General features: G+C 61.8%; 22 protein-coding genes. 5 read left to right on the top strand and 17 right to left on the bottom strand.

Features of this window, described 5'->3' with window-relative positions:
* Window positions 1-45 precede the first annotated feature (45 nt).
* From HU811_RS04845 to HU811_RS04765, 17 genes are all read right to left on the bottom strand, one after another.
* The gene (locus HU811_RS04845; RefSeq protein WP_186654366.1) at window positions 46-987 is read right to left on the bottom strand and encodes an alpha/beta hydrolase; all 942 of its coding nucleotides are present in this window, start codon (window positions 985-987) and stop codon (window positions 46-48) included.
* 99 nt (window positions 988-1,086) lie between these two features.
* Complete coding sequence (locus HU811_RS04840) at window positions 1,087-1,881, bottom strand: ChbG/HpnK family deacetylase (RefSeq protein WP_186654364.1); 795 nt, start codon at window positions 1,879-1,881, stop codon at window positions 1,087-1,089.
* Complete coding sequence (locus tag HU811_RS04835) at window positions 1,853-3,028, bottom strand: GNAT family N-acetyltransferase (RefSeq protein ID WP_186654362.1); 1,176 nt, start codon at window positions 3,026-3,028, stop codon at window positions 1,853-1,855. Before HU811_RS04835 ends, HU811_RS04840 begins: the two co-directional genes overlap by 29 nt.
* Before the next feature lie 5 nt (window positions 3,029-3,033).
* Window positions 3,034-3,723, bottom strand: a complete 690-nt coding sequence (locus tag HU811_RS04830) for an N-acetyltransferase (protein WP_186654360.1) — start codon at window positions 3,721-3,723, stop codon at window positions 3,034-3,036.
* 214 nt (window positions 3,724-3,937) lie between these two features.
* The gene (locus tag HU811_RS04825) at window positions 3,938-4,627 is read right to left on the bottom strand and encodes a GNAT family N-acetyltransferase (protein ID WP_186654357.1); all 690 of its coding nucleotides are present in this window, start codon (window positions 4,625-4,627) and stop codon (window positions 3,938-3,940) included.
* A 239-nt stretch (window positions 4,628-4,866) separates the two neighbouring features.
* Window positions 4,867-6,171, bottom strand: a complete 1,305-nt coding sequence (locus HU811_RS04820) for a lipopolysaccharide biosynthesis protein (RefSeq protein WP_092456906.1) — start codon at window positions 6,169-6,171, stop codon at window positions 4,867-4,869.
* Complete coding sequence (locus HU811_RS04815; protein ID WP_092400481.1) at window positions 6,168-7,172, bottom strand: polysaccharide deacetylase family protein; 1,005 nt, start codon at window positions 7,170-7,172, stop codon at window positions 6,168-6,170. Before HU811_RS04815 ends, HU811_RS04820 begins: the two co-directional genes overlap by 4 nt.
* Before the next feature lie 11 nt (window positions 7,173-7,183).
* Window positions 7,184-8,320: a glycosyltransferase family 2 protein gene (locus HU811_RS04810; protein ID WP_092456912.1), complete on the bottom strand. Its 1,137-nt coding sequence runs from the start codon at window positions 8,318-8,320 to the stop codon at window positions 7,184-7,186.
* Window positions 8,313-9,269 carry a glycosyltransferase family 2 protein gene (locus tag HU811_RS04805; RefSeq protein WP_186654356.1) on the bottom strand — a complete coding sequence of 319 codons (957 nt, stop codon included), beginning with the start codon at window positions 9,267-9,269 and terminating at the stop codon, window positions 8,313-8,315. Before HU811_RS04805 ends, HU811_RS04810 begins: the two co-directional genes overlap by 8 nt.
* Window positions 9,266-10,636 carry an O-antigen ligase family protein gene (locus tag HU811_RS04800; RefSeq protein ID WP_186654354.1) on the bottom strand — a complete coding sequence of 457 codons (1,371 nt, stop codon included), beginning with the start codon at window positions 10,634-10,636 and terminating at the stop codon, window positions 9,266-9,268. The genes HU811_RS04805 and HU811_RS04800 overlap by 4 nt, the downstream gene beginning before the upstream one ends.
* Entirely contained in the window at window positions 10,633-11,736 is a 1,104-nt protein-coding gene (locus HU811_RS04795) for a glycosyltransferase family 4 protein (protein WP_092456921.1), read from the bottom strand. The genes HU811_RS04800 and HU811_RS04795 overlap by 4 nt, the downstream gene beginning before the upstream one ends.
* Window positions 11,733-13,325 carry a GumC family protein gene (locus HU811_RS04790; protein WP_186654351.1) on the bottom strand — a complete coding sequence of 531 codons (1,593 nt, stop codon included), beginning with the start codon at window positions 13,323-13,325 and terminating at the stop codon, window positions 11,733-11,735. Before HU811_RS04790 ends, HU811_RS04795 begins: the two co-directional genes overlap by 4 nt.
* A 17-nt stretch (window positions 13,326-13,342) precedes the next feature.
* Entirely contained in the window at window positions 13,343-14,365 is a 1,023-nt protein-coding gene (locus HU811_RS04785) for a polysaccharide biosynthesis/export family protein (protein WP_092400493.1), read from the bottom strand.
* Window positions 14,366-14,386: 21 nt separating this feature from the next.
* Entirely contained in the window at window positions 14,387-15,031 is a 645-nt protein-coding gene (locus HU811_RS04780; RefSeq protein ID WP_092400495.1) for a CpsD/CapB family tyrosine-protein kinase, read from the bottom strand.
* A complete protein-coding gene (locus HU811_RS04775; RefSeq protein WP_186654349.1) occupies window positions 15,032-15,778 on the bottom strand; it encodes a sugar transferase in 747 nt (248 codons plus the stop codon).
* Window positions 15,775-16,845 (bottom strand): NAD-dependent epimerase, encoded by a 1,071-nt coding sequence (locus tag HU811_RS04770; protein WP_092400499.1) that lies wholly within the window; start codon window positions 16,843-16,845, stop codon window positions 15,775-15,777. The genes HU811_RS04775 and HU811_RS04770 overlap by 4 nt, the downstream gene beginning before the upstream one ends.
* A complete protein-coding gene (locus HU811_RS04765) occupies window positions 16,842-18,206 on the bottom strand; it encodes a UDP-glucose dehydrogenase family protein (protein WP_186654346.1) in 1,365 nt (454 codons plus the stop codon). Before HU811_RS04765 ends, HU811_RS04770 begins: the two co-directional genes overlap by 4 nt.
* Before the next feature lie 378 nt (window positions 18,207-18,584).
* Here HU811_RS04765 and HU811_RS04760 point away from each other — a divergent pair, with 378 nt between their 5' ends.
* The 5 genes from HU811_RS04760 to fdhE all read left to right on the top strand — a co-directional run bounded on the left by HU811_RS04760 (window position 18,585) and on the right by fdhE (window position 26,103).
* A complete protein-coding gene (locus HU811_RS04760) occupies window positions 18,585-20,336 on the top strand; it encodes a sulfatase-like hydrolase/transferase (protein ID WP_186654344.1) in 1,752 nt (583 codons plus the stop codon).
* A gap of 175 nt (window positions 20,337-20,511) precedes the next feature.
* Window positions 20,512-23,577 carry a formate dehydrogenase-N subunit alpha gene (fdnG, locus tag HU811_RS04755; protein WP_186654341.1) on the top strand — a complete coding sequence of 1,022 codons (3,066 nt, stop codon included), beginning with the start codon at window positions 20,512-20,514 and terminating at the stop codon, window positions 23,575-23,577.
* Entirely contained in the window at window positions 23,578-24,522 is a 945-nt protein-coding gene (gene fdxH / locus HU811_RS04750; protein WP_186654338.1) for a formate dehydrogenase subunit beta, read from the top strand.
* Entirely contained in the window at window positions 24,519-25,172 is a 654-nt protein-coding gene (locus HU811_RS04745) for a formate dehydrogenase subunit gamma (protein WP_186654337.1), read from the top strand. Before fdxH ends, HU811_RS04745 begins: the two co-directional genes overlap by 4 nt.
* Before the next feature lie 4 nt (window positions 25,173-25,176).
* On the top strand, window positions 25,177-26,103 hold the full coding sequence (fdhE, locus tag HU811_RS04740) for a formate dehydrogenase accessory protein FdhE (RefSeq protein WP_186654335.1): 927 nt from the start codon (window positions 25,177-25,179) through the stop codon (window positions 26,101-26,103).
* Window positions 26,104-26,108 lie beyond the last annotated feature (5 nt).

Below are 26,108 nucleotides of genomic sequence, written 5' to 3'. Positions count from 1 at the left end.
TCGCGAGCAGGCTCGCTCCCACAGGGGGATTGGCGGCAAAGATGATCAGCCAGCCTTGGCCGCTCTGGTATGAGGTTGCCCGGCCACTGGCGATGACCCGGCTTTCATCAGGGCATCCAGCGCCTGCCGATAGGTGCTGCCCGCCAGGTTCATGCTGTTGTTGTGCGTCGCGCCTGGCACCAGCAGCAGGCGCTTTGGCTCCTGGGCGGCATTGAACAATTGCTCACTGAAACGCGGCGGGACGTAGCGGTCAGCAGCGCCGTGCACCACCAGCAACGGCATGTTGATCTCGCGAATCTTGTCGATGGAGTCGAACTTCTGCGACAGCAACCAGCGCACCGGCAGGGAAGTGTTGGCCATGGCGGTGGCGACATCGCCCAGGGAGGTGAAAGTGGATTCGATGACCAGACCTCGGGCGGGCACGCGGCTGCCGGCTTTCGCCGCCTTCTGGCCAAGCTCCGCGGCGAGGTCGACGGCGACGGCGCCCCCCAGTGAGTGGCCGTAGATCAGCCGCAGGGCCGGATCCGGTTGCAGCACTTCAAGACGCTCCCAGGCAATGCGCGCATCTTCATAGACGCTGGCTTCCGACGGCAGATCGCCCTGGCTTTTGCCAAAACCACGGTAATCGATGGCCAGCACCGAAAAGCCCAGGGCCCTTAACTGCCGAATACGAAACAACTGACCGGTCAGGTTCCAGCGCACCCCGTGCAGGTACAGAATCGCCGGCGCGTTCTTGCGTTCAGCCGGCCACCACCAGCCGTGGATACTTTCCCCGGCCTTAAAGCTTTTGGGCTTGAGGTCGAACTCCTGCACGCCGCCCGGCAAGCCGCTGAACCAGGTCGCCGTACCCGGCTCGATGCGAAATACCAGCTCGCGCTCCTTGTGCTGCAACACGCCACAGCCCACCGGCAGCCCGACCACCATCGCGCTCATGCACAGCAAAGCCAGCCAGCGTCGCCCAAGGCGGGAGAGAAGAGTCGAAGACATCGATGCGATTCGCTGCTCAAGACATGAAGGTGCTTTTTTATCAGATTCGTCTGAAGGATGGAGGGATTTCGGATGGCCTGTTTGGTCGCGTCTCTTGAATCACTGCACATCCCCATATTCGCTCAGCCTCAAAACCTTTACCGCCGCGCCGTACGCCACCCTCGGCACGCCCGCCAGGCGCCTATGCAGCACTTGGGTCAATGAGTCCCCTGGCGCCAGGCTCGCGTCGCCAAAATCTTCATCCAGATGCAATGGATGAACGATCACCTCAAGCGAACCGTGGCCCGGCGGCGCCGTATGGTGCAGGTCGGCCGGTGTGCAGACGTAGTCGGCCGTTGCGCCGCACAGACTGCGCAGGCGGCGGTTGAGCAGCGTTTTGAACAGGCGCTTGGGCAGGTTAAGGTTCGCCCCCAGGTTACGCGCCAGTCGAATCGGCACGCCCTGTCGGGCGGCGAAGCGGGCCACCAGCTCCCCAATGGGCCAGATGTTATGCACGTGTTGATGGGAGTCGAGGTGGCTGGGCCGCAGGCCGCAGTCCAGGCAGCGTTGCCACTGGGCATCGAGTTCTTCCTGCACCGCGGTGAGGTCCTTTGAACCGAGACGCAGGCAGTAGCGCGAGAGATCCAGGTCGAACTCGCCGTTGGCGTCGCAAAACGCCGGTCGCCGAGCAATGGTCTGGCTCAGTGGGCGGCCGTAGCTGAGGTTGAAATGCAAGCCGATTCGGCCGTCGAGCAGTGGTTGTCGGGCCATTTCACAGGCTTGCTCGAAAGCCGGCATATTGGCCATGGCCGTGGCCGAGCTGATCACGCCCGCTTCGAAGGCTCGCAGGATGAGCGCGTTTTCGTTCAGGTCGAGTCCGAAGTCGTCAGCGTTGACGATCACTTGGCGGGGCATTCACATTATCCTTGTGCTTGGGGGGCGATGGCGAAGCGGCTGTTGCGGTTTGCCCGGCGGGGCGCTTGTGCAATAGCGGCTTGAGGCTTTTCCATAACCGTAAGGCCAGCCCTAATACCAGGCCGTCGGGCTGCCATGAATAAAAACTCCAACGCCAGTGCTCCAGTTGTCCGGTCATGCGTTCATGCAGTTGATGGCTGGAGTTCTCCAGGCTGACCCGCGACGCATCGATCCAGCGCCAGTTGTCATCCAGCCCCCAGCGAATCCACTCCTCAAGCAGAACCCGGCCGCTGCCCAGATCGGCATGCTGCGGCAGGAACGCCAGGTTGTAATCGTACAGCCGTCCCTGGTCCAGCAGGCCAAGGCGATAGCTGATGCAGCGGCCGTCCAGCTCCAACATCACCACCCGCACCATGCCCTCAGCGGCGAGCGCCGTGAAGGCGTGATTCATCCACTGCCGACGCCCGGGGTCGGCAAAAATACCGACACCTTCTTCGCCCTTCCAACTGGCTGCCTCCACTTCGGCAAGGTCGTGCAGCAGCAGGCCCATGCTGATGGCGTCCGGCGTCACCCGGCGGATCTGGGCGCCGCAGGCGGCGATCCGCTTGCGCGCCCGGCGTAACTTGTAGCGCGGATCACCGGAAATTTCCTGGCGGTCGCTGTCGCTGATCAAATGCACCGGCACCCGACAACTAAGCCGCCGTTCCCCGGTGGAGCTCAGGGCCATCCAGGCGCTGAGGACGCTGCCTTCACCCACCGGCTCGGTGACTTCATTCAACTGCAGCAGCGCATGGGGCAGATGTTGGCGGATCTGCATCAGCGCTGCTGCCATCCCCTCGGCGTCCAGGCGTATCAGCGGTGCGATGCGGTCAGCCAATGGATAGCCCAAGTGACGCAACACCCGAAACCGCAGCCCGCCGATGCGCTCGCGCCCCGCTATCAGCGGTAGACACAGGCACAGTGTCTGATCCTGCCAGCCAAGCAGTACATTGAGCTGCTGATCGGGCAGCAGCGCAAATTCCGCAGCTTGCAGCCAGGCCAACGTGTTGAACGGTGTAGTGTCGGCCACCTGGGTTCGCAGCTGTTCATAAGCTGTTGCGGGGAAGTCCGCACCCAGGGAACGGCACCATTGGAACCTGATCGCCATGGACATCAGGCCGTCGCCGTGGTGGCGGTCGGCCGCGCGGGTTTGCGAAACGCCTCCAGTAGCGAGCCGCTATAGAATGTGTCGCGGAAAAAGCGCCAGCGGCCAAACAGGCAATACACATGGGTGATTTGGCCGCGCTCTTGATAGTCCATGCGCAAGTGCAGTTTGACGGCTGGAATATTCTCCAGATCGCAGACATCGACTACTTTGTCGCTGCCTTTGTCGGCCATGGTCTTCCAGAGATCCAGTTGCACGTCCACCGACAACTGACTGCCCCAATAGGCGCGGATCATTTCACCGCCGAACTCGAAGAACTCGCCCGGTTTGACCGGGAACCAGCAACCATAGAAGTGGCGGTCGAAATAGTCGCGTTGACTGCCCCAGATAAAACTCACGGTGTCGCCCTTGTCGTCCAAGTACATCAAGCCGGTGTGGCCTTCGGCTGCCAGCTCACGCATGGTCTCGACGCGGTCGCCGAAGTGGGTGGCGAAAGCATCGGCATTGCTGGTAGTGATGACTTCCCGGCGCAACGGTGAGTAAGGCTTGAGTTTGCAGGGGCGAATCGGGCTCACCAGGTCACGTTCCATCCATATCAGTTGCGAATGGAAAAACACGTAGCGTCGGCACAGTTTTTTGAGGACGGTGCGCAGGCCTTTCTTCTGGATGCGATCAAGCAGTTTTTGCAGAACGTTCATGGTGCCTCCTGACGGGTGGCGGGTTGGGGAGTGGCCACCATCGCGAGCTGGCTCGCGATGGTGGTTTGGCTGACGAACGCGTTCATGCTGATGTCCCCATCAGCCTGCGGCGTATCGGTAGCAAGTCGCTGGGCAGGATGATCTGTGTCTGCCACGGCGCCACGCCGCTGAGGCGGCAAGGAACGACACCATTGGAGCCGTATCGCCATGGCCATCAGGCCGCCGCAGCCGATGCAACCGACTGGGCCGGTTTCTGAAAAGCGCCCAGAACCGAGCCGCGGTAAAACGTGTCACGGAAAAACCGCCAGTGACCGAACAGGCGATACACATGGGTGATCTTGCCGCGTTCCTGGAAGCCCATGCGCAGATGCATCTTGATCGCCGGGATGTTTTGCAAGTCGCAGACATCGACCATGGTGTCGCAACCTTTGTCTGCCATGATCTTCCAGATTTCCAACTGCATGTCCGCCGACATCCTGGAACCCCAGTAGGCACGGATCATCTCGCCACCGAACTGAAAGTACTCGCCAGGCTGGATCGGGAAGTTGCAGCGATAGAAATGGCGGTCGAAATAGTCTCGCGTACTACCCCAGGCGAAACCCACGGTGTCGCCCTCACTATCCAGGTACATCAAGCCTGTGTAGCCTTCGGCCGCGAGCTCGCGCATGGTTTCGACGCGGTCGCCAAAGTGCCGGGCAAACGCGTCGGCATTGCTGACCGTGATGAACTCCAGGCGCATTGGTGGATAGGGCTTGAGGTTATGCGGGGGAAGCGGGATCCGCACATCGTGCTCCAGCCACACCAGTCGGGAGTGGAAATACACGTAGCGCCTGCACAGCTGTTTGAACACGGCGCGCAGGCCTTTCTTCTGGATGCGATCACGCAATTTTTGCAGGGACTTCATGGTGCCTCCTGACGGGTGGTATGTTGGGAGAAAAGGGGTGTGCTCCAATCCATGGCAAAACAGGGTGTCTGCGGGCAGGAGAAACCCGATCTGACGGGTTTGCATAGGCACCGGGCAGACCGCCATCGCGAGCAGGCTCGCTCCCACAGTGGAGGTGTAGCGACCGCAGTTTTTGTGCCCGGCGCCGGGCCCTGTGGGAGCGAGCCTGCGCGCGATGGCGGTCTGCCTGACGACGGCGTTCATGCGGATTTCCCCATCAGCATCTGCCGCATCGGCAGCAGGTCACTGGGCAGGATGATCAGCGTCTGCCACAACGCCACGCCACTGAGGCGGCAGTACATCGCCAGTAGCGCGATGGTCACGGTCATATAGGCGACCGAAGAAGCCGCGGCGGCCCCGACGATGCCGTAACGCGGAATCAGGATCAGGTTCAACGCCAGGTTTAATAACGCCCCAACCCCCATCAGCAGCGAAACCGTACCAGGGCGGTTCTTGCCCAGCAGGTCCAGGCGCAAAATGCTCGCGTAACACAGCCCGAACAGCCCCGGCAGCAGCGCCAGCAAGGCGGGATACGCCGGTTGGTAGGCCGCGCCGAACAGCGTGACGATCAGCCATTCACCAATCAGTGCCATGCCCAGGCAGGCGCCGAGCATGACCGTGGCGGTCAGGCGCAGGGCCAGAGGCGTCAGGCGTTTCATGTCGGAGTCCTGCTGCAGCAGGCGCTTCATCAGCGGTGTGGTAACCGCCTCCGGCACGATCAGCAGCAGTTCGGCGGCGGCGCTGGCCATGGCGTAATGGCCCAGGGCAGTGCTGCCCAGCAGGGCGCCGATGAACAGGTAATCCGAGCGCAGTACCACTTGCTGGAACATCAAATCGGGGTGGCTGCGGGCGCCGTAGCGCAACAGCTCCTTCTGGTGGGAGCGATCCCATTGCAAGGTGAACGGGTGGTCCCGCCGCAGCCAGACCCAACCGGCCAACACCACCAGGCTCAGACCTGCCAACCAACTGATCAGCGCCGCTTCCAGGGCAGTGTCTTTCCACATCCAGAACAGCGCCAGGAACAGCAACAGCGGTGCCAGGGACTCCATCAGTCGCAGGGCATTGAAGGCGCCAACGCCGCCGGAGGCATTGTGCAGGGTCAGCAGGCCGCTCTTGAGCACGGTCAACGGCACCGCCAACAGCAGCAGCCACGCCAACAGCCCCAACTGCGTGGTGATGTCCAGTTCGCCGCCGAATTCGCGCACCAGCGCCACGACCAGTACCGTCAACAACCCGGCCAACAGGCAGCCGAAGACCAGCACCTGGCTGAGCAGCAGGCCCATCGAGCGTTGTTGAGCCGCTTGATAGCCCACGGCCGAATTCAAGCCGCCACTGGTGACGGCGCTGATCAGGTCCGGCAGCGTGCTCAGCAGTGCGAACAGCCCGCGTTCACTGGGCCCAAGGATCCGCGCCAGCAGCACATTGCGCAGCAGGCGCAGGCCAATCATCGCCAGGCGTGTACCCATGCTCAGGGCCAGATGCTTGAGGTAGTGGCCGCGGCTCATGGGCGTGTCCCCCGGCGAATGCGCCAAGCCAGCAATTCAGGGTGCTGGGCGTTGCGTTGGCTGACGCCGAAGCGCGGCAGGTTCAACGGGTCGCCGTCGGTGCGATACAAGCCGGTTTCGGTGCCCAGGGCAAATGGAAAGCCGTGGGCCGCCACCTGTTGACGCACGCGCTCATCGTGATCGCCATTGGGGTAGCAATACACCGGCAGCGGCTGGGCGCATCCGTTCTCCAGGGCCGCCCGACTGCGGCTCAGCTCTTCGTGCAGGCGCTGATCATCCAGCGCGGTGAGAATCGCGTGGCTGGCACCATGGGGGCCGAAGCGGATGAGCCCGGAATCTTCCAGCATCCGTACCTGGAACCAGTCCAGGGCCTGGGGTTGGGCGCCCGTGGGGCAGGCGTCGGTGAGATCGTTCAAAACCTGCGGGTCAAGGCTCTTGAGGCTCTGCAGATAGTGCATCAGCGACAGGCTGCGGCGCTGGTCATCCAGGTCGTCGAGCATCACCGGCAACGGTCGGCCGGCGTGCTGCAAATGCTCGATCAATGAATGTCGCGCCACTTGTCCATGGCTGCCCCACAGGGTTTCGCCAATGCTTTCCCACCAGAAGTGCTGGCGGCTGCCGATGAAATCGGTGGACAGGAAAATACTCGCCGGCACCTGGTATTGGCGCAGCAAAGGAAAGGCATTCATCGCGTTGTCGCGCCAGCCGTCGTCGAAGGTCAGCGCCACTCGCGGGCGATTCGGGACGCTTTCAGGGTCCGCCAACAGCAGGCTCATCAAGGGCACGCATTCGAAATAGCGTTGCAGCCAGATCAGCAAATGCTCGAAGGCTTCTGGCCCCACGCACAATTCGTTGCGATGGGGCAGCTCGGCGGCGCGGTCATTGTTAAGGACCCGGTGCAGCATCAGAATCACGCCGGCACCACGCAACGGACCACGACCCAGGGAGGTGTTCAGGTACAGCCAGCCGCCGGTGCGCTTGAAGACTTGTTTGATGGACATGGGCCGTCTCCTTAGCGGTTCTGCTCGGGGTTCCATTGGCTATAACGATGACCTCGCAGAAACTGCCACAGCCCGATGCTCATGCCCGCCAGCGTCACCAGCACGAACGCGGCCAGGCGAAAGGGCCTGGGCAAGCGGTGGCTTACGTCCAGTAAGCCGATCATTGCGATGGCGTAGCCGAGCAGTTGCGCCACCAGGCTCAGGCGATAGAACAGATGTTCATTCCACAGCCAGGCGTTGCTCAGCAGCAGCGGCAATAGCAACACTGGCGCCAGACGACGGATCAGTTTGTGGCTGATCAGGCCGATGGCGTAGAGCCCGTGACGCAGGGGGTTGAGCAACTGCCGGCGCTGGGCCAGGCTTTGCAGGCCGCCCACGGTGACCCGCTGGCGACGGCGAAACTGTTTGTCGGCTTCGTCTACACCCTGGTCGGTGACCCGGGCCAGTGGCGCATACACGATGGATTTACCCGCCGCCGGCGCACAGGTGCTCAGGAAGAAGTCGTCGTTGACCTGCGCCGGTATGGGTTCAAATAGCTCGCGCCGCAAGGCCAGCAAGGCGCCATCGGCCGAGACCATGCAGCCTGTGCGGCTCTCCACCTGACGCAGCCAGCCTTCGTAATGCCGATACAAGCTATCGCCCAGGCTCAGGCCCTTGCCCGGCACGGGGATTTCCATGTGCCCGGCACAGGCGCCGACTTCCGGATCGTCCAGCGGGGCCAGCAGGTGCCCGAGGGTATCGTCGGCCCATTGGTTGTCGGCGTCGGTGAACACCAGAATCTCTCCGGTGCTGTGGGCCACGCCGGTATTCAGGGCAGCGGCCTTGCCCTGGCGCGGCAGGTCGAGCACGGTGATACGCGGGTCGATGACCTGCCGAGCGCAGGCCACCGTGTCGTCGGTGGAACCGTCGCTGGCCAGGATGATTTGCAGCGAGCGCGCCGGGTAGTCCTGGGCCAGCAACGTGCGCAGCTTCTCTTCGATGTGCCGTGCCTCGTTATGGGCGGCGATGACAATGCTGACGTTCATCGGCAACGCCGGCCCGTAGCGCCGGAGCGGAAACAGCGGCGCCAGCAGGCTCAGCATCAGCGGATAACCGAGGTAGGCGTACACCGGCAGCAACAGGCACGACCAGTAAAGAAATTCAGCCACGGGCAGGTCTCCTGACGTTCCAATGACAAAGGTTGAGAAGCAGCGCGGCGCCGGTCAGGTGCAAGCGCACCCCGTGCAAGGCCCACAGTTGCAGCGTCAGGCGCACGTTACGCCCGCTTTGACGCAGACTGAGGAACAAAGCGGGCAGGGAGGTCAGCAACAGCAGCATCAGGGCAATGCGTGGCTGGCCCTGGAACAGGGCGACCAACGCCAGAAAGTCCAGGCCCCAGGCACCGATGGACAGCGCGGGAAAGCGCAGCAGACGCAGGCTCGGACCATGGCTGCGCAACAATTGCCAATGGCTGCCCTGGCGCCACAGTTCCTTGCTCATCCACTCCCGCCAACTGCCTTCGTAGCCCCAATGCAGGGCCACGCTTTCATTGACCAGCAGCAATTGCGCCCCGGCGTCGCGCAGGCGTAGGGAAAAATCCTTGTCTTCGCCCGTGCGCAGGGTTTCGTCGAACCCCCTGACCTGCTCAAACCACTGGCGACGCAACAACAGGTTGGCGCTGGGCAGCCACTGCACCCGGTGCAATGGACGCGAGCCTGGGCGTTGGCTTCGGCGTTGCCAGGCTTGAGCGAACCAAGGCGCCTGAGCGGGGGTGTCCAAGTCCAGGCCCAGCACATCGCCCTGGCCTTGGAGTTCCAGTAACAGCGTGAGCCAGTTGGCCGGCATCTCGATGTCGGCGTCGATGAACGCCAGCCATTCCCCGTGAGCGACGGCCGCACCGCGGTTGCGCAGGGCGCCGATGTGCACGCCAGGCACGATCAGCACGCGCGCGCCCAGTTCGTTGGCGATGCGCGGGCCATGATCGTCGGAGCCGTTGTCCACCACGATCAGCTCGCAGTCCATCTGCGCCTGGCGGGCGGCTTCCTGCGCCGCCTGCAACGTACGGCCAATGTGTCGGGCCTCGTTGAACATCGGGATCACAATGCTGATGCAGGTCATGGCCGGGCCTCCTGCGGTGTTGCCTGTTCGGCGTCGTAGCGCAACACGCTGGTGAGGGCGAGCATGATCCACAGCAACTTATGGTTGGGGGCGCTGAGGAACATCAAAAACAGCGTCAGCGACAGGAAGCTCATGCCCAGGTGCGTCACCAAGTCTGCCTGCGTCCAGTCCCGCCGCTGCAACCAGAGCTGGCGGGCGCGCAGCAGGTTGTACAGGCCCAGGCCGAGCATGCCGACGAACATCAGCCCGCCCGGGATGCCGATCTCGCTGAAGATTTCCAGATAGGTGTTATGGGCCCGGCGATACAGATCCCCCAGCTTGCGATTGGCCGAGAACGCCTTGGCGTAGCCGGTGGGCGCGTAGTGCAGCGGGAAGGTGCCCGGACCGCTGCCCAGCACTGGGTTCTCGCGGATCATTTGGCTGCCGACCACGATGTACGAGGCGCGTCGGCCCAGGGATTCGTCTTTGTGGGCACTGGCGCCAGCGCTGAGGATGCTCAGCGACTGGATGCGCGCCACGTAGCCGGCCGGCATCACCGCGATCCCCAAGGGAGTCAGGATGGCCAGCCCGAACATGGCGAAGCCCAGGTGTCGCGGGCGGATGCGCGGCAGTTGTGCACGATAGTGATAGAGGCCAATCACCAGGCTCAGCAATAGCACCACCAGCCCTGAGCGCGATTCGGTCTTGGTCATGCCGCCCAGCAGCAGGATGAAACAGCCACCCCAGAATAACCGGTGCAACAGGTTCGGGCTGCGTAATACCAGCAACAATGCCAGCGGCACGGTAAAGGCGATCAACAGGGCAAAGGTGTTCGGGTCTTCCAACAGGCCAGATGCGCGGCCCTGGTCCTGGTATTTGGCCGAGAACATGGCCAGCACACAGGTGGTGCTCACGCTCAGGGTCATCAGCCGGCAGAACAGGTCCAGGTTCAGCTCGCGACCGATCAGCAGGGTGATCACGAACAGAATCAGCCCCACCATCAGTTCGCGCAAATGGGTCATGGACAGGCCCAGGTTCTGCGACAGCAACAGGCTCAGGCCATAGAGCATCATGAAGGCGATCAGTGGCCGCCAGATATTGCTGCGCAAGCGTGACGAAGGGATCTGACGCAGGGCCAGTTGCAGCATCAGGATCAGAATCAGCGCCACGCCGAAGAATTTGCTGCCTGAAAAAGCATTCTCCTTGAACAGACCTTCGAACGGTACCAGCGCGGCAATGCCCAACAAGCCCCAGCCGGGTTTGCGGTACAGCACGGCGACGCCCACCAGGCCGAGCACCGCTCCCGGCGCCAGGAAGGGATAGGGGCTGGCCAGCAACACCAGGCAAACCACGCCCAGCAGGCTGACGATTGAGAGCGGGACAATCATGGACGAGCCTCCCGTGCCGTGCGGATATAGAGCTGCGACCAGCGTTCGGCCAGGGCGCGCAGGTCATAGCGGTCCCGTTGGGTGCGGCGCGCGTTGTCGGCCAGGATCCGCGCCAGGGGCGGTTCGCCAAACAGTGTTTCGATCTGCCGGGCCAGTTCGGCGCTGTCGGCCGGCGTCGCGAGCAGGCCGTTGTGACGGTCCTGCAGCACATCGGGAATGCCCCCCACGCCGAACGCCACCACCGGCACTCCGGCCTGCATCGCTTCGAGCAGAATCATCGGTGTGCCTTCGGTACGCGAACTGATCACCAGCGCGTCGAGCTGACTCCACCAGGGGTTCATGTCGGTCTGATAACCGGGCAGCTCGATGCGAGTCGGCAGGCCTGCGTCGGCAATGCGCTTGAGCAAGGCCTGACGTTCCGGGCCGTCGCCGAGCATCACCGCGTGCAGCGATGCATGCCGCTGGCACAGCGGGATCATGGCGTCGAGGAACAGGTCCGGGCCTTTCTCGTGGCTCAAGCGACCGACGTAGCCGACCCGCCAGCGCAGCCTGTCGTCACGATGAGGCAGCGGTGCTGTGACCGACGGCAGGCCGTTGGGGATCACGTCGAGTTTTTCCGCGCGCACGCTGGCCTGGCGGTGCAGCACGGCAATGCTTTCGGCCACGCAGACCACGCGCTTGACCGAGGCGGTCCGGCACAGTTGCAGGCTCAGCCAGGTGTAGAACCGTTGCTTGGTGCTGCGCGGGGTGAAGCCGTGCTGGGTGATGACCAGGGGCAAGCGCAGCAGCGTGGCCGCGGCCCAGCCGAACAGCAGACCCTTGAAGTTATGGGTGTTGATCAGCGGCTGCTCCTCCCGTCGCTGGCGCAGGTGCTGCACCAGCTCGGCCCAACTGGCGCAGTGGCGGCAATCGACTCCGGCTTGGCGAAAGCGCGTGATCAACGTCGGCGGCGCCGCCAGGAACAGCACTTGGTGCTGCCCCGGCGTGGCCAGGCAATGATCGAGCAACATCCGTTCGGCCCCGTAGAAGCCGCCGCTGTCGAGCAAATGAATGATCGGCAGGGCGCTGCTGCGGCAAGTCGGGCCCACCGGCGCGTTCAATTGCGCACCCAATGGACAAGGCTGGGCAGGCTCCAGTTGCGGTGCGGGTTGACCTGGTCGGGGGTCTGCTCGTTGATCACCAGCAGCACCGGTACATCCAGTTGCTGGGTAATCTGGGCAGGGTGCTTGAAGCGATGGTCGAAGAACTCACGCACATAGACCAGGGCGATCGCCAGGAGCAAGCCGCTGAACAGACCGAACGCAATAATCAGCATTGGCTTGGGAAACGCCGCGGCGGTCGGTTCGAACGGCGGGCTCAGGACGCGAGCGTTGGACAGGTCGTTGTCCAGCGCCCGAGCGGTGCTGCTCTCGGCGAACCGTTGGGCGTAGGTGGAAAATGCCGCATGCAGGGCATTGATCTCGGTGTCCATCTGCCGCAGCTTGCTCTGGGTTTGCTGCAACTGATGGATGCGCTCCTTGAACTCGGCGATGCGCGCGGTTTTCTGGTCGATCACCGAGCTGACGACTGCCAGGTCGTTGGTGCGCTCCTGGATCCGGTTGCTCACCACTTTGAGAAACTGCTGGCGAGTGCGCGCGATCTGTTCGCGGGTCAACAGCATCGGTTCGCTGCCGGGCTGGAAGATCGCCAGGTCATTCATGTAGCGGCTGACCTGGGTGGTCAGTTGCTCACCCAGTTGTTTGATCTCCCTGTCTTCGAAAGCGATGTTGTCCACGGTGGTGGTGAAGGTGAAGGGGAAGGTGTAGTCGTTGAACCGCGAGCTGTTCGCCGCTGTCAGGCTGGTCTTGAGGTAATCGAGCCAGCGCTGGCTTTGCAGCAGACGATCGCGGTACAGGTTCAAGGCCTGTTCTTCGGTGTTGATGGCGTTCAGGCGGAAGGTGATCTCCTCCTTGGGATCGGAGGAACTGACGTCTTCAAGCAGCGCCAGGCGAGTGCCTTCCAGTCCGTCTAGGCGAGTTTGGTACTGGGTTTTCTTTTGCTCATAGAAGGCTTGCGGCAGCTCGATCGATTGCAGGTCCTGGCGACTGGAGAGGTAGTTCTCCAGCAGTTGCGCCACGAACCGAGTGCCCTGGGCCGGGTCGCCGAAGCTGTAGACGATGGAGATGACGTTGGAGCCTGGCAGGGTTTCGATTTTCAGGTTGGCGATGGCTTCGTCGGTCAGCATGTCGAGCGTGGTATCTCGCACTGGATCGACTTCCAGTCCCAGGCCGTCGCGCAGCGGGTTGACGACATACTCGCGCAGCGGCGTGGTGACATAGTGCTTGAGCGGCTCGCTCACCCATTTGTTGAAGATGCCGGGGCTGGGGCTGTACTCGCCCTGGTCGCGCAGGGTGCTGATGGTCTGCCGGATCAGGGCCGGCGAGCGCAGGATATTGCTCTCGGTTTCCATGTCCGCCAGGGACGGTGGAATGAAGGTGGCGTCTTCCTGGTTCAGCGACGTGGTGGCGTCGCCCTGGGAGAGTTTTTTCGACTGGACGATGACCTGGGCGGTGATGTCGAAGCTCTGTTTGAGCATCAACGGCAGCGCCAGGGCGATCACGGCGAAGATCAGGAAGATGCGCTTCACCCATTGCTTGTTGGCGAAGAAAATCCTGAAGAACTCATGCAGATAGTTTTCCTTGGGGTTCATGATCAATCACCTGAGTTTCAGTTGTCGCTGCCTTTGTTGTCGACGCGGTAGCCGAAGCTGAACCCCACGCCCTGAAACAGCACCACGTCGGCCAGTTGCCGGGCCAGTTCGCCGGCGCTGGCCAGCTTGGTCTTGGGCACGTAGAGCATGTCGTCCGGTTGCAGGTAGGCAATTTGCGACGCGTCACCGTCCAGTGCCTTCTCCACGTCGTAGCTGCGCGCTTCGACCTGATTACCGTTGCGGCGCATGATCACCACCGAATCGAGCCGCGCCTTGATGTTCGAGCCCCGGGCCATGGTCAGCGCCTCAAGGACCGAGACTGGCCGACGGATCGGATAGGAACCGGGTTGGGCGACTTCGCCCAGAACATAGATTTCGTTACCAGCGGTGGACTTGAGCAGCACATTGACGGACATGCGTCCTGGCAGTTTGGCGTAGCGTTCATTGAGGAAGGTTTCCAGCTGGTTGACGGTCATGCCTTGCAGCGGCACGGAGCCGATTTCCGGAAAACTGGCGTAGCCGTCGGTGCCCACGGTGATCTCCCGACTCATGCCGGTGCCCGGGTGGGTCAGGGTGTTGCGCAGTTTTGTCTCGTTGCTCAACGGGCTGGTGACCTGCACCGTCAATTGATTGCGGTTGGGCTGGAACAACATTTTGCGGTCATAGGCACGCTGTACCTCAAGGCGTGCTTCGTCCGTGGTCAGGCCGGCGATTTTTACCGAGGTGTTGGCCCCCGGCAGTTCGATAGTGCCGTCGGGCATGACCTGTTGTGCGCCGTTGAGCTGGCTGGCGGCGGTGAAGTTCAAGGCCACCTGGTCACCTGGCTGGACCCGGTAGGCATCCGACCCGCTGGTGCTGATGTGAAAGATCACATCCAGCACATCCTGGGGACGCAAGGTCTGTTCGACCCGGGGCATGTCGGTGGCCTGGGCGTTGGCCGGTGCGGCCGTGAGGATCTGCACCGGCATGGAGCGGGTTTCGGTGTGGCTGGTGCAACCGGCAAGCGGCAACAGCAGCAGGACAAGCAATCTGGCGTTCATCTCGTCATCCTTTTTGCAGGCTTACAGGTTGTTGTAGAGCCACTTGGGCATGTAGTACTTGCGGCGGTTGAACACGCTGCCCACCACCTTGGCACCGGCCTGGGTCAGACGCAGGCGAGCGGCCTGGGCCACCTCCCAGCGGGTGTCTTCACCGCGTACCACCAGCACCACGCCGTCCACCTGGGTGCTCATGACCAGGGTGTCGGAGGCCGAGTACACCGCGTCAGCGTCGATCACCACAAAGCGGTACTGCCCGGCCAGTTGCTTGAACAACGGGCGAAGCTGCTCGGGGTTCAGGCGCTCGGCATTGCGCCCCAGACGACCGTTGGGCAGCACGTCGAAGGGCAGGCTGGAGGTCTGCACCACGCAGTCCTGCAACAAGGGCGGTGCGAGGCTGTTGAACAGCAGGTCGCTGAAGCCGCGCTCCTTGTGCAGCGACAATTGCTGGCTGAGGTTGCGCGGCGACTGGCTGGCGTCCACCAGCAGTACGCGGCCGCTGCTCATCTGCGCCAGTTGAGCGGCCAGGGCCATGGCACTGGTACTGGTTCCGGTGCCGGTGTTAGCGGCCGTCAGAAGCAGAATCCGTATGGATGGGTCAAGCACGGTTGAGGTCAGGTTGGTCTCGCTCGGGCTTGCGATGCTCAGGATATTGGTTGAACCGTCCATTTAACTCGCTCCGTGGCCGCTGAAAACTTTGAAAGGGGTGATCATCAGGATCTTCAAGTCCAGCAACAGGCTTTGTTCGGCGATGTAGCTGAGGTCCAGTTCCACGCGCTGGTCGAAGTCGATGTTGCTGCGCCCGGAGATCTGCCACAGGCCGGTCAGGCCGGGGTAGATGCTCAGGCGGACAAGATGGTTGTCCTTGTAGCGGTAGGCATTGAACGAGGTCGGCCGCGGGCCGACCAGGCGCATGTCGCCGGTCACCACATTGATCAGGTTGGGTAACTCGTCGAGGCTGCTGCGTCGCAGGAACCGGCCGACGGGGGTGATGCGCGGGTCGTTGTCGATCTTGAAGTCGATGGCATCGGCGCCGTGCTTGTTGAGGTGGCGCAGTGACTCCTTGAGCGCCTCGGCATCAGCCACCATGGTGCGAAACTTGTACATGCCAAAGACCCGGCCGCGGTATCCGGTGCGTTTCTGCACGAACAGCACGGGACCGGGGCTTGAGAGCTTGATCAGCAGTGCCAGGCCCAGCAGCAGCGGGCTGAGCAGCACCAGGATTGACAGCGCGCCGAGACAGGCCACCACCCGATTGGTGCGTGAGACCGTCCAGGGTCGACCGCCGTCGCGACCGGTCAGCCAGCCACGGCCCTGACGATGGATGGCCGCATCCAGGCGTCGGCGGTGCTCGGGATCGACACGCTTGTCGCCCCCGCGGGCGGTGATAGGGATGCTTTGTTCATGTCGGGTCATAGACTCCTCCGCTGAAGGTTGGTCGCAAGCGTTTGGCTGCAAGCGGTGTCGGCGATAGGCAGGGCGTAGTAATCGAGGAACCAGTCGATGAAGCGGCCGAGGCCCTCGTCCAGCTCGATGCGCGGCTGAAAACCGGTGGCCCGTGCCAGGTCGCTGGCATCGGCGCAGGTGTTCAACACATCCCCCGGTTGCAGGGGCAGCAGTTCGATCCGGGCGGTTTGCCCCAAGTGCTTTTCCAGCAGCGCTACATAGGTGCGCAGCGCCACCGGGTGCTGCCCTCCGATGTTGTAGATCCGCCAGGGCGCCGCGCTGGTGGCCGGGTCCGGTTGATCGCGATCCCACTGTGGCGTGGCATGGGGCGGGCGTTCGATCAGCCGGGCGATGCTTTCGACGATGTCGTCGATGTAGGTGAAATCGCGCTGGTGCTCGCCATGGTTGAACAACTGCAACACGCGGCCTTCGGCGATGGCGCGGGCGAACTGGATCGGCGACATGTCCGGCCGGCCCCAGGGGCCGTACACCGTGAAAAACCGCAGGCCGGTGCATGGGATGCCAAACAGATGGCTGTAACTGTGGGCCATCAACTCGTTGGCTTTCTTGCTGGCCGCATACAGCGACAGCGGATGGTCCACGCCGTCCTGTACTGAGTAAGGTGTGCGCTGGTTGGCGCCATACACCGAGCTTGAGGAGGCGTAGATCAGGTGCTTGACCGGATGGCGACGGCAGCTCTCCAGAATGTTCAGGAACCCGGTGAGATTGCTGTCGACGTAGGCCCGGGGATTCTCCAGGGAATAACGCACGCCGGCTTGGGCGGCGAGATGAATCACCACGTCGGGGCGGTGTGACTGGAACAACTCATCGATGGCCGAGGCGTCGGTCAGGTCTACCCGTGCCAACGTAAAGTCCCCAGCCTGGTCCTTCACCCATGCCACGCGATCGTGCTTGAGCTGCGGGTCGTAGTAGTCGTTGAAGTTGTCCAGCCCCCACACCTGATGGCCGTCGCGCAGCAGCCGCAGCACGCAATGGGCGCCGATGAAACCGGCTGCGCCGGTCACCAGAATGTTCACGCCCGTGGCCCCTGGGGCAGAGTGCTGGGCACGGTGTGACGTAACCCTATGCCGCGATACAAGAGGCCGGCGGCGGCCAGGTGTTCGGGGTTGTACAGGTTGCGGCCATCGATGATGACCCGGGCGCGCAACTTGTTGGCCAACAGAGCGAAATCCACGACCCGGAAGTTCTTCCACTCGGTGCAGATCACCAGGGCGTCTGCATCCTCCAGGGTGTCGTCGCGGGTGGCGCACAGGTTCAGGTCTTTGCGGTAGCCATAGAGGCGGCGGCATTCGGACATAGCCTCCGGGTCGTAGGCATGGACCCGAGCGCCTTCGCGCCACAGCGCCTCCATCAGGTAGCGGCTGGGGGCTTCGCGCATGTCATCGGTATTGGGTTTGAAAGCCAGGCCCCAAATCGCAATCGACTTGCCGGCCAGGCCACCGGAGAACTGTTGCGTCAGTTTCTCGAAGAGAATGTGCCGCTGGCTGTCGTTGACGTCGGTGACGCTGCGCAGCAGGCGCAGGGGCATGCCGCTCTGTTCGGCGGTATGCAGCAGGGCGCGCAGGTCCTTGGGAAAGCATGAACCGCCGAAGCCGCATCCGGGGTAGATGAAGTGATAACCGATGCGAGGGTCCGAACCGATGCCCTTGCGTACCGCTTCGATGTCGGCGCCCAGCCTTTCGGTGAGATTGGCCAGTTCGTTCATGAAGCTGATGCGGGTGGCGAGCATGGCGTTGGCCGCGTACTTGGTCAGTTCGGCGCTGCGGTTGTCCATGAACATCAGTTTTTCGCGGTTACGGCAAAAGGGCGCATACAGCTCGCTCATCTGATCGCGGGCTAGCGGGTCGGCGGTGCCGATGATGATCCGGTCCGGGCGCATGCAGTCGGCCAGGGCGCTGCCTTCCTTGAGAAACTCGGGGTTGGACACCACTCGCACGTTCAGCTGTTGCAGGCCCCGGCGAGCCAATGCCTGATGGGCACATTCGGCGACCTTGTCGGCGGTGCCGACCGGCACCGTGGACTTGATGATCAAGGTGCGGTCGCTGTCCATGAAGTCAGCGATCTGGCGGGTGACCGCCAGTACATGGCTCAGGTCTGCCGAACCGTCTTCATCGGCTGGCGTGCCTACCGCGATGAAGATCAGTTCGCCGTGATTGACCGCATCGCTGGCCTGATCACTGAACAGCAGCCGGCCACTCTTGATGTTCTCTTCGAGCAGTTCGGACAACCCAGGCTCGCTGATCGGTGGCACCGCTTGCTGCAGCTGACGAATCTTGTTGGGGTCAATGTCGATGCACAAAACGCGGTGGCCGACGTCAGCCAACGCAGCCGCTTGAATCAATCCCACGTACCCCGTACCAAATACGCTCACGTCCATTTTTGGCGCGCCTCGCAAGACGGTTGATGTAACTCGGATGAAACTGTTTAGAGGGGTATAGCGCAGCTTCAGAAAAGCGTGTCAGCAAAATGACAGTTGTCAGTGTTGGCAAACTCGACGGAGCTTGGCCTTTTGATATCAAGTCATTGACTGGTTTAGAAAAGTGCCGTTTTTAAAGGGCTTTAACGGCGTTTAACTAGGCGATGAACGGTATTTATCCATAGATTTTTACGTTTGACTGGCTTAAAGCGTGTCATTTTTGGGCTAACTTTTTTTTGACGCCTTGGCCGTTCATCCCTTTTCTTGCGCTTTGCAAAGCCGCTGCTAACGTGCAGAAAACGACCCTCTCTCCAACGCCGCCCTATCGCCGAGAAACACATGCTCCGATACCTCAAGGAACTGTTGCTGGTGCTCTACCTGATCAGGGGATATGACTATTACCTTGACCGTCTGAATGCCTTGGGTTTGGGTTTCGCCACGTTGCTGTTCGGCGCGATGTTCGTGGTACTGGTGGTGGCGCTGTGGATGAGTGCGTACATTCGCCAGACCTTCGTGCGTCATCTGTTCGCACTGGTAATGTTTGGTTCGGCGGTGTTCTTCGAGGTTTACACGCGGGTGACCGACAGCTACCTGACGTACAGCCAGTTTGTGTCGCTGGTGTATTCGGGTGGTTTTATCGGGGAGGCGGCTTCGCAGTACCGCGAAGTGATTGTCAGCGCCGCCACCGGTGGCCTGTTGCTGCTGTTGGGACTGGGTCTCAAGCCTCGGCGGTCGGTGTCATTGCCCGGTTATTTGCCCATCGCCGCGCCTGTGTTGGGCGTGTTGTTGCTCAGTGGTGTCCTGTTCGTCCGGGCGGGCGAGGGCGCGCGGGGGCTGCCGGTGATGTACACACCGCTGGCCTATCTGAATCTGTTCGTTTACGAAGCCCTGCACAACACCGTCGGTCCTCGGGAGCCGATCCGCCTGACGCGGCCAACATCGCCGATTGAGCATGATATTGTGCTGATCATCGATGAAAGCGTCGCTGGTAATTATCTGGATATTAATACGCCGTTCGGCGTGCACACGGGCCTCAAGACGCCACCCGATGGGGTGCAGGTGTTCAATTTCGGTTACGCCGCTTCCATTGCCAACTGCAGCGCCGACACCAACGTCACCTTGCGTTACGGCGGCACCCGGGCCGATTACGTGCGCATCAACAGCACGTTGCCGTCGATCTGGCAATACGCTAAAAACGCCGGGTTGCGCACGGTCTATATCGACGCCCAGCGTACCGGTGGTCACCTTCAGAACCTGATGACCGACACCGAAAAAAACGATATCGACGACTTCGTGCAGTTCGACCGCACCCCGGTATTCGAGCGAGACATGGCGGTTGCAGCGCAACTGATCGAGCGACTGGGCAATGACCGGGCCGAACTGGTGGTGGTGAACAAGCTCGGTGCGCATTTTCCCGTGCACGACAAATACCCGGATGAGTTCATGAGCTATCGTCCCGCACTGCCGCGTGGGCGCTTTCTCGAAGTCGCCGATACCGGCCAGCGTGACGGTTTTGATGGCCGGACCCGTGACTGGGAGCTATACCGCAACGCTTACCAGAACACTTTGCTGTGGAATGTCGGAGAGTTCTTCAGGCGGATCTTCCAGCAGGCCGATTTAGGCAACGCCGTGCTCATCTACACCTCCGACCACGGTCAGGACCTTCACGAGCGCGGCAACCCCGGGCTCAATACCCACTGCGGCGGTGACCCGGTGGCGGAGGAAGGGCTGGTGCCGCTGGTGGTCATAGAAGGCGCGCGGTTGCAGACCCTGGATTGGCAGCGGGCGTGGGCACAGAACAAGGACCGCTCCAGCCACTACAACATCTTCCCGACGCTGTTGCAGTTGATGGGGTACGACCCGGCCGGTGTTGAAGCGACTTATGGAAAATCCCTGAGCCAGCCGACCGAAGACGCCTTTACCTTCAACTACCGCTTCAATGCGCGGCTGGGGGCGACGCCTGAATGGAAACATATCGATCTCAAGCAGATTGTCACACCGGGTCCGGTTCAAGCCGAGATGGCGGCGGGGCAGTCGGCACCGCTGTTGAATGTGCCGCCGTCATCGCGAGCAGGTTCGCTCCCACAGTAGATCTTCGTTAATTATGTGTCTGGCTGGCTGGCAGCATTACCCGACGGTCGGTTTTTCCACCACAAAAAACAGCATTGTCTACAGTTTGAAGTGACGGTAGTTCCGTTGCCGTCACCGTGATCGTCCAGAAAAATCCGGCCAATGCACCGGGTTTCCACCTGATCAGGAGTGCACGATGGACCTCAACCGTCGTCAGTTCTTCAAGGTCGCTGGTCTCGGCCTTGCGGGCTCAAGCCTCGGCGCGCTGGGCATGGCCCCGACGCCAGCTTTCGCCGAACAAGTGCGTCATTTCAAGCTCGCCCATACCCATGAAACCCGCAACACCTGCCCGTACTGCTCGGTCGGTTGCGGTTTGATCATGTACAGCCTGGGTGACAATGCGAAGAATGTCGCCCAGAGCATCATCCACATCGAAGGCGATGCCGACCATCCCGTCAATCGTGGCACCCTCTGCCCCAAAGGCGCAGGGCTGCTCGATTTCATTCATAGCCCCACTCGTCTCCAGTACCCGCAGGTGCGCAAGCCCGGCACCACGCAATGGACGCGAATCTCCTGGGATGAAGCGCTGGATCGCATCGCCGACCTGATGAAGGCCGACCGCGACGCCAATTTCATCGAGAACAACGCCCAGGGGCAAACGGTGAATCGCTGGCTGACCACCGGTTTCCTTGCGGCGTCGGCATCGTCCAACGAAGCGGGGTACATCACCCACAAGGTGATTCGCAGTCTCGGCATGCTGGGGTTTGATAACCAGGCACGTGTCTGACATGGCCCGACGGTGGCAAGTCTTGCCCCGACGTATGGCCGTGGTGCCATGACCAACCACTGGACCGATATCGCCAACGCGAATCTGGTTCTGGTGATGGGTGGCAACGCCGCCGAAGCGCACCCTTGCGGTTTCAAATGGGTGACCGAAGCCAAAGCCCACAACAAGGCGCGGCTGATTGTGGTCGACCCGCGTTTCACCCGTACGGCCTCGGTGGCCGACTATTACGCGCCGATCCGCACCGGCACCGACATTGCCTTCATGGGCGGGCTGATCAATTACCTGCTGACCGAAGACAAGATCCAGCACGAATACGTACGCGCCTATACGGACCTGTCATTCATCGTCAAGGCCAACTACGGCTTCGAGGATGGGCTGTTCAGCGGTTACGACGCGAGCAAGCGCATCTATACCGACAAGTCCGGCTGGGGCTACGAAATCGGCGAGGACGGTTTCGCCAAAGTCGACCCGACCTTGCAAGACCCACGCTGCGTCTATCAATTAATGAAGCAGCATTACAGCCGCTACACCCTGGAGCTGACCAGTCAGGTCTGCGGCATGCCCGTGGATGCAATGCAGAAAATCTGGGAAGAGATCGCCACCTGCTCGCAACCGGGCAAAACCATGACGATTCTCTACGCGCTGGGCTGGACTCAGCATTCGACCGGCTCGCAGATGATCCGCAGCGCGGCCATGGTGCAACTGCTGCTGGGCAACGTCGGCATGCCGGGCGGGGGCGTCAATGCGCTGCGCGGGCACTCCAACATCCAGGGCCTGACCGACTTGGGCTTGCTGTCCAACCTGCTGCCCGGTTACCTGACCCTGCCGGCCGAGGCCGAACAGGATTACAACGCCTACATCGCCAAGCGCGCACTCAAGCCGCTGCGTCCCGGGCAGATGTCTTATTGGCAGAACTACGGCAAGTTTCACGTCAGCCTGATGAAAGCCTGGTACGGCGCCAATGCCACTGCCGAGAATAACTGGGGCTATGACTGGCTGCCCAAACTGGACATTCCCGGCTACGACATCCTGAAAATGTTCGACATGATGGGCAAGGGCGAAGTCAATGGCTACATGTGTCAGGGCTTCAACCCGATCGCAGCCTTGCCGGACAAGAACCGGGTAATGAAGGCGCTGGCCAAACTCAAGTGGCTGGTGGTGATGGACCCACTGGCCACCGAAACCTCGGAGTTCTGGCGCAACGCCGGACCTTACAACGATGTGCAAACGGCCGAGATCCAGACCGAAGTCATCCGTCTGCCCACCACCTGTTTCGCCGAAGAAAACGGTTCGCTGGTCAACAGCGGTCGTTGGCTGCAATGGCACTGGAAGGGTGCCGATGGCCCGGGGCAGGCGCGCACGGACGTGAAGATCATGGCCGAGCTGTTCTTGCGCCTGCGCAAGCGTTACCAGGCTAATGGTGGTGCCGGGGCCGAGCCGATCCTCAAGCTCGACTGGCCCTACAAAGTGCCGGATGACCCGGCGCCGGAAGAGCTGGCCCGGGAGTTCAACGGCTACGCCGTATCCGATGTCACCGACGCTTCAGGCGCGGTGATCAAGACGGGTCAGCAACTGTCCGGTTTCGGCCAACTCAAGGACGATGGCAGCACGGCGTCCGGGTGCTGGATTTTCTGCGGCAGCTGGACCGAGCAGGGCAACCTGATGGCCCGGCGTGACAACAGCGATCCTTTCGGCATGAAGCAGAACCCGGGGTGGGCCTGGGCCTGGCCGATGAACCGGCGGATTCTCTATAACCGCGCCTCTTGCGACCCTCAAGGCAAACCATGGGACCCGAAAAAACGGCTGGTGTGGTGGAACGGCAAGGTCTGGACCGGCACCGACGTGCCCGATTACAAGGCCGACGCCGCACCGGAAGCGGGCATCAACCCGTTCATCATGAACCCCGAAGGCGTGGCGCGTTTCTTCGCCCTCGACAAGATGAACGAAGGGCCATTCCCGGAACACTATGAACCGTTCGAGACGCCCATTGGCATCAACCCAATGCACCCCAACAACAAGCAGGCCACCAGCAACCCGGCCGGGCGGATCTTCGATTCAGTCTGGGAAACTCTCGGGCAGGCCAAGGACTTTCCTTATGCGGCGACCAGCTACCGGCTGACCGAACATTTCCATTTCTGGTCCAAGCATTGCCCGATCAACGCTATTACCCAGCCCGAACAGTTTGTCGAAATCGGCGAAGTCCTGGCCAAGGAGAAAGGCATTGCTGCCGGTGACCGGGTGCGGGTCAGTTCCAAGCGCGGGCACATCGAAGCGGTGGCGGTGGTGACCAAGCGGATTCGTCCGCTGCAGGTCAACAATCAAGTGGTGCACCAGATCGGTATCCCGTTGCACTGGGGTTTCACCGGCGCCACCCGTCACGGTTACCTGACCAACACCCTGGTGCCATTCCTCGGCGATGGCAACACACAGACCCCGGAATCCAAGTCGTTCCTGGTCAACGTGGAGAAAGTCTAAATGGCCAGCCAAGACATCATCGCCCGTTCGGCCACCACCACCATGCCGCCCTCGGTGCGCACGCAAGAGGAAGTGGCCAAGCTGATCGACACCACCAAGTGCATCGGCTGCAAGGCCTGCCAGGTCGCCTGCTCGGAATGGAACGAGCTGCGCGACGATGTCGGTCACAACCTCGGCACTTACGACAACCCTCAAGACCTCAGCGCAGACACCTGGACCTTGATGCGCTTCACCGAGCATGAAACCGACGCCGGTAACCTCCAATGGCTGATCCGCAAGGACGGCTGCATGCACTGCGCCGAGCCCGGCTGCCTGGCGGCGTGCCCGAGCCCCGGCGCGATCATCAAGCACGTCAACGGCATCGTCGACTTTGATCAGGACCATTGCATTGGCTGCGGGTATTGCATCACCGGTTGCCCGTTCAACATTCCGCGCATCTCGCAAAAGGACCACAAGGCTTATAAATGCACGCTGTGTTCGGACCGGGTGGCGGTGGGGCTGGAGCCGGCCTGCGTGAAAACCTGCCCGACCGGCGCCATCGTTTTCGGCAGCAAGGAAGACATGAAAGAACACGCCGCCGAACGTATCGTCGACCTCAAGAGCCGCGGTTTCGAAAACGCCGGTTTGTATGACCCCGAAGGCGTCGGCGGCACTCACGTCATGTATGTGCTGCACCATGCCGACACACCCAGGTTGTATGCCGGGTTGCCGGATCACCCGGTGATCAGTCCGTTGGTGGACCTGTGGAAAGGCCTGAGCAAACCCCTGGCGTTGCTGGCCATGGGCGCGGCGGTGCTGGCTGGGTTCTTCCATTACGTGCGTGTCGGGCCACAACGGGTCGAGGAAGACGAACATCCAGTCACCCTCGACCCGGCGGTGCATGAATTCGATCCATCGGTGCACACCTTTGATCCGACGAAACCCGGCGGGGAGGACAGGCCATGAACGACAAAACGATCCTGCGCTACACCTCCAACCAGCGCACCAATCACTGGCTGGTGGCGATTCTGTTTCTCATGGCCGCGCTGTCGGGGCTGGCCTTGTTCCATCCGGGATTGTTCTGGCTCAGCAACCTGTTTGGCGGCGGTTCGTGGACGCGCATTCTGCATCCGTATATGGGCGTGGCGATGTTTGTGCTGTTCCTCGGCCTGGTGTTCAGTTTTTGGCGGGCGAATTACTTCAGCGCCAACGACCGGTTGTGGCTCACGCGCGTCGGGACGGTCATGCGTAACGAGGAGGAGGGCGTACCGCCAATCGGCAAATACAACCCGGCGCAGAAAGTGCTGTTCTGGGTCTTGCTGATCTGCATGCTGGTGCTGCTGTTCAGCGGGTTGGTGATCTGGCGTGCCTGGTTCAGCGCGTACTTCGGCATCACCAGTATTCGCTGGGCGATGCTGCTGCATGCGCTGGCAGGGTTCATCCTGGTGCTGAGCATCATCATTCACATCTATGCGGGTATCTGGATTCGTGGTTCGGTCCATGCCATGGTGCGTGGCAGAGTCAGTCGTGCCTGGGCGAAAAAACACCATGAACTCTGGTACCGGGAAGTGACCCGAGACGAGACGCCTGAGCGACCGATCAGCAAAAAAGGATGACCCCGTGGCCACGATCCTTGAGCCTGGGCAGATAGAAGCGGCGGCGAGCTCACCGCCGTTTCTGTACCTGCCACCGAATAACCTGTTCACCTTGCGCGCGCTGCGTCTGGAGCACCTGGCCGACGGGCATCCCATGGCGGACTATCTGCGCTTGATCGCGGGGCTGTGTCACGCTCAGCAGAAATTGATGGACGAGCCGCCCGTGGCCGCCATGCCCGATCCCGAACGTCTTCGGGTGTGCGTGGAACATGGTTTGCCACCGTTCGCCGCCGACAGTCTGGTGCGCGAAAACGTTTGGTTGCCGTATCTCGAAGCGTTGTTGCAGCGCTATCAGCCACCGCCACAAACGGCGGTAGAAAACGCCGTGGCGACTTTGCGTAGTGCCAACCCGGGGATGCTCAAGGCGTGGGCGATTGCCTTGGTCAGCGGACAGTATTCAATGCTGCCGGCAGAGCTGGTGCCGTTCCTCGGTGCAGCGCTGCAAGCGGCCTGGAGCCGTTGGCTGCTGAGCTCACCGAACCTTGAACTCAAGCGCGGCGACAGTCTTAGTCAATGCCCGGCCTGCGGTTCACCGGCGATGGCCGGAGTGATTCGTCATCGCGGCAAATACAACGGTTTGCGTTATCTGGTGTGCTCGTTGTGCGCTTGCGAATGGCATGCGGTGCGGGTCAAGTGCGTGTATTGCGAACAGAGCAAGGGACTTCAGTACGTCAGCTTCGAGGATGACCGTCATACTGCCAATCAGGCGCCGTTGCGGGCGGAAGTCTGCCCCGGCTGCAACAGCTACCTGAAACTGAGCTACCTGGAAAACGACGCCGAAGCCGAAGCGCTCTCGGCGGACCTGTCCAGCCTGATGCTGGACATGCGCCTGGAGCAGGAGGGCTACCAGCGCCCATCGCCGAATCTGATGCTGGCACCGGGAGGCGACTGAGCCTG

The sequence above is a fragment of the Pseudomonas tehranensis genome, assembly GCF_014268615.1.
GTDB lineage: Bacteria > Pseudomonadota > Gammaproteobacteria > Pseudomonadales > Pseudomonadaceae > Aquipseudomonas > Aquipseudomonas tehranensis.
This window is presented reverse-complemented; position numbering and strand designations above follow the sequence as displayed.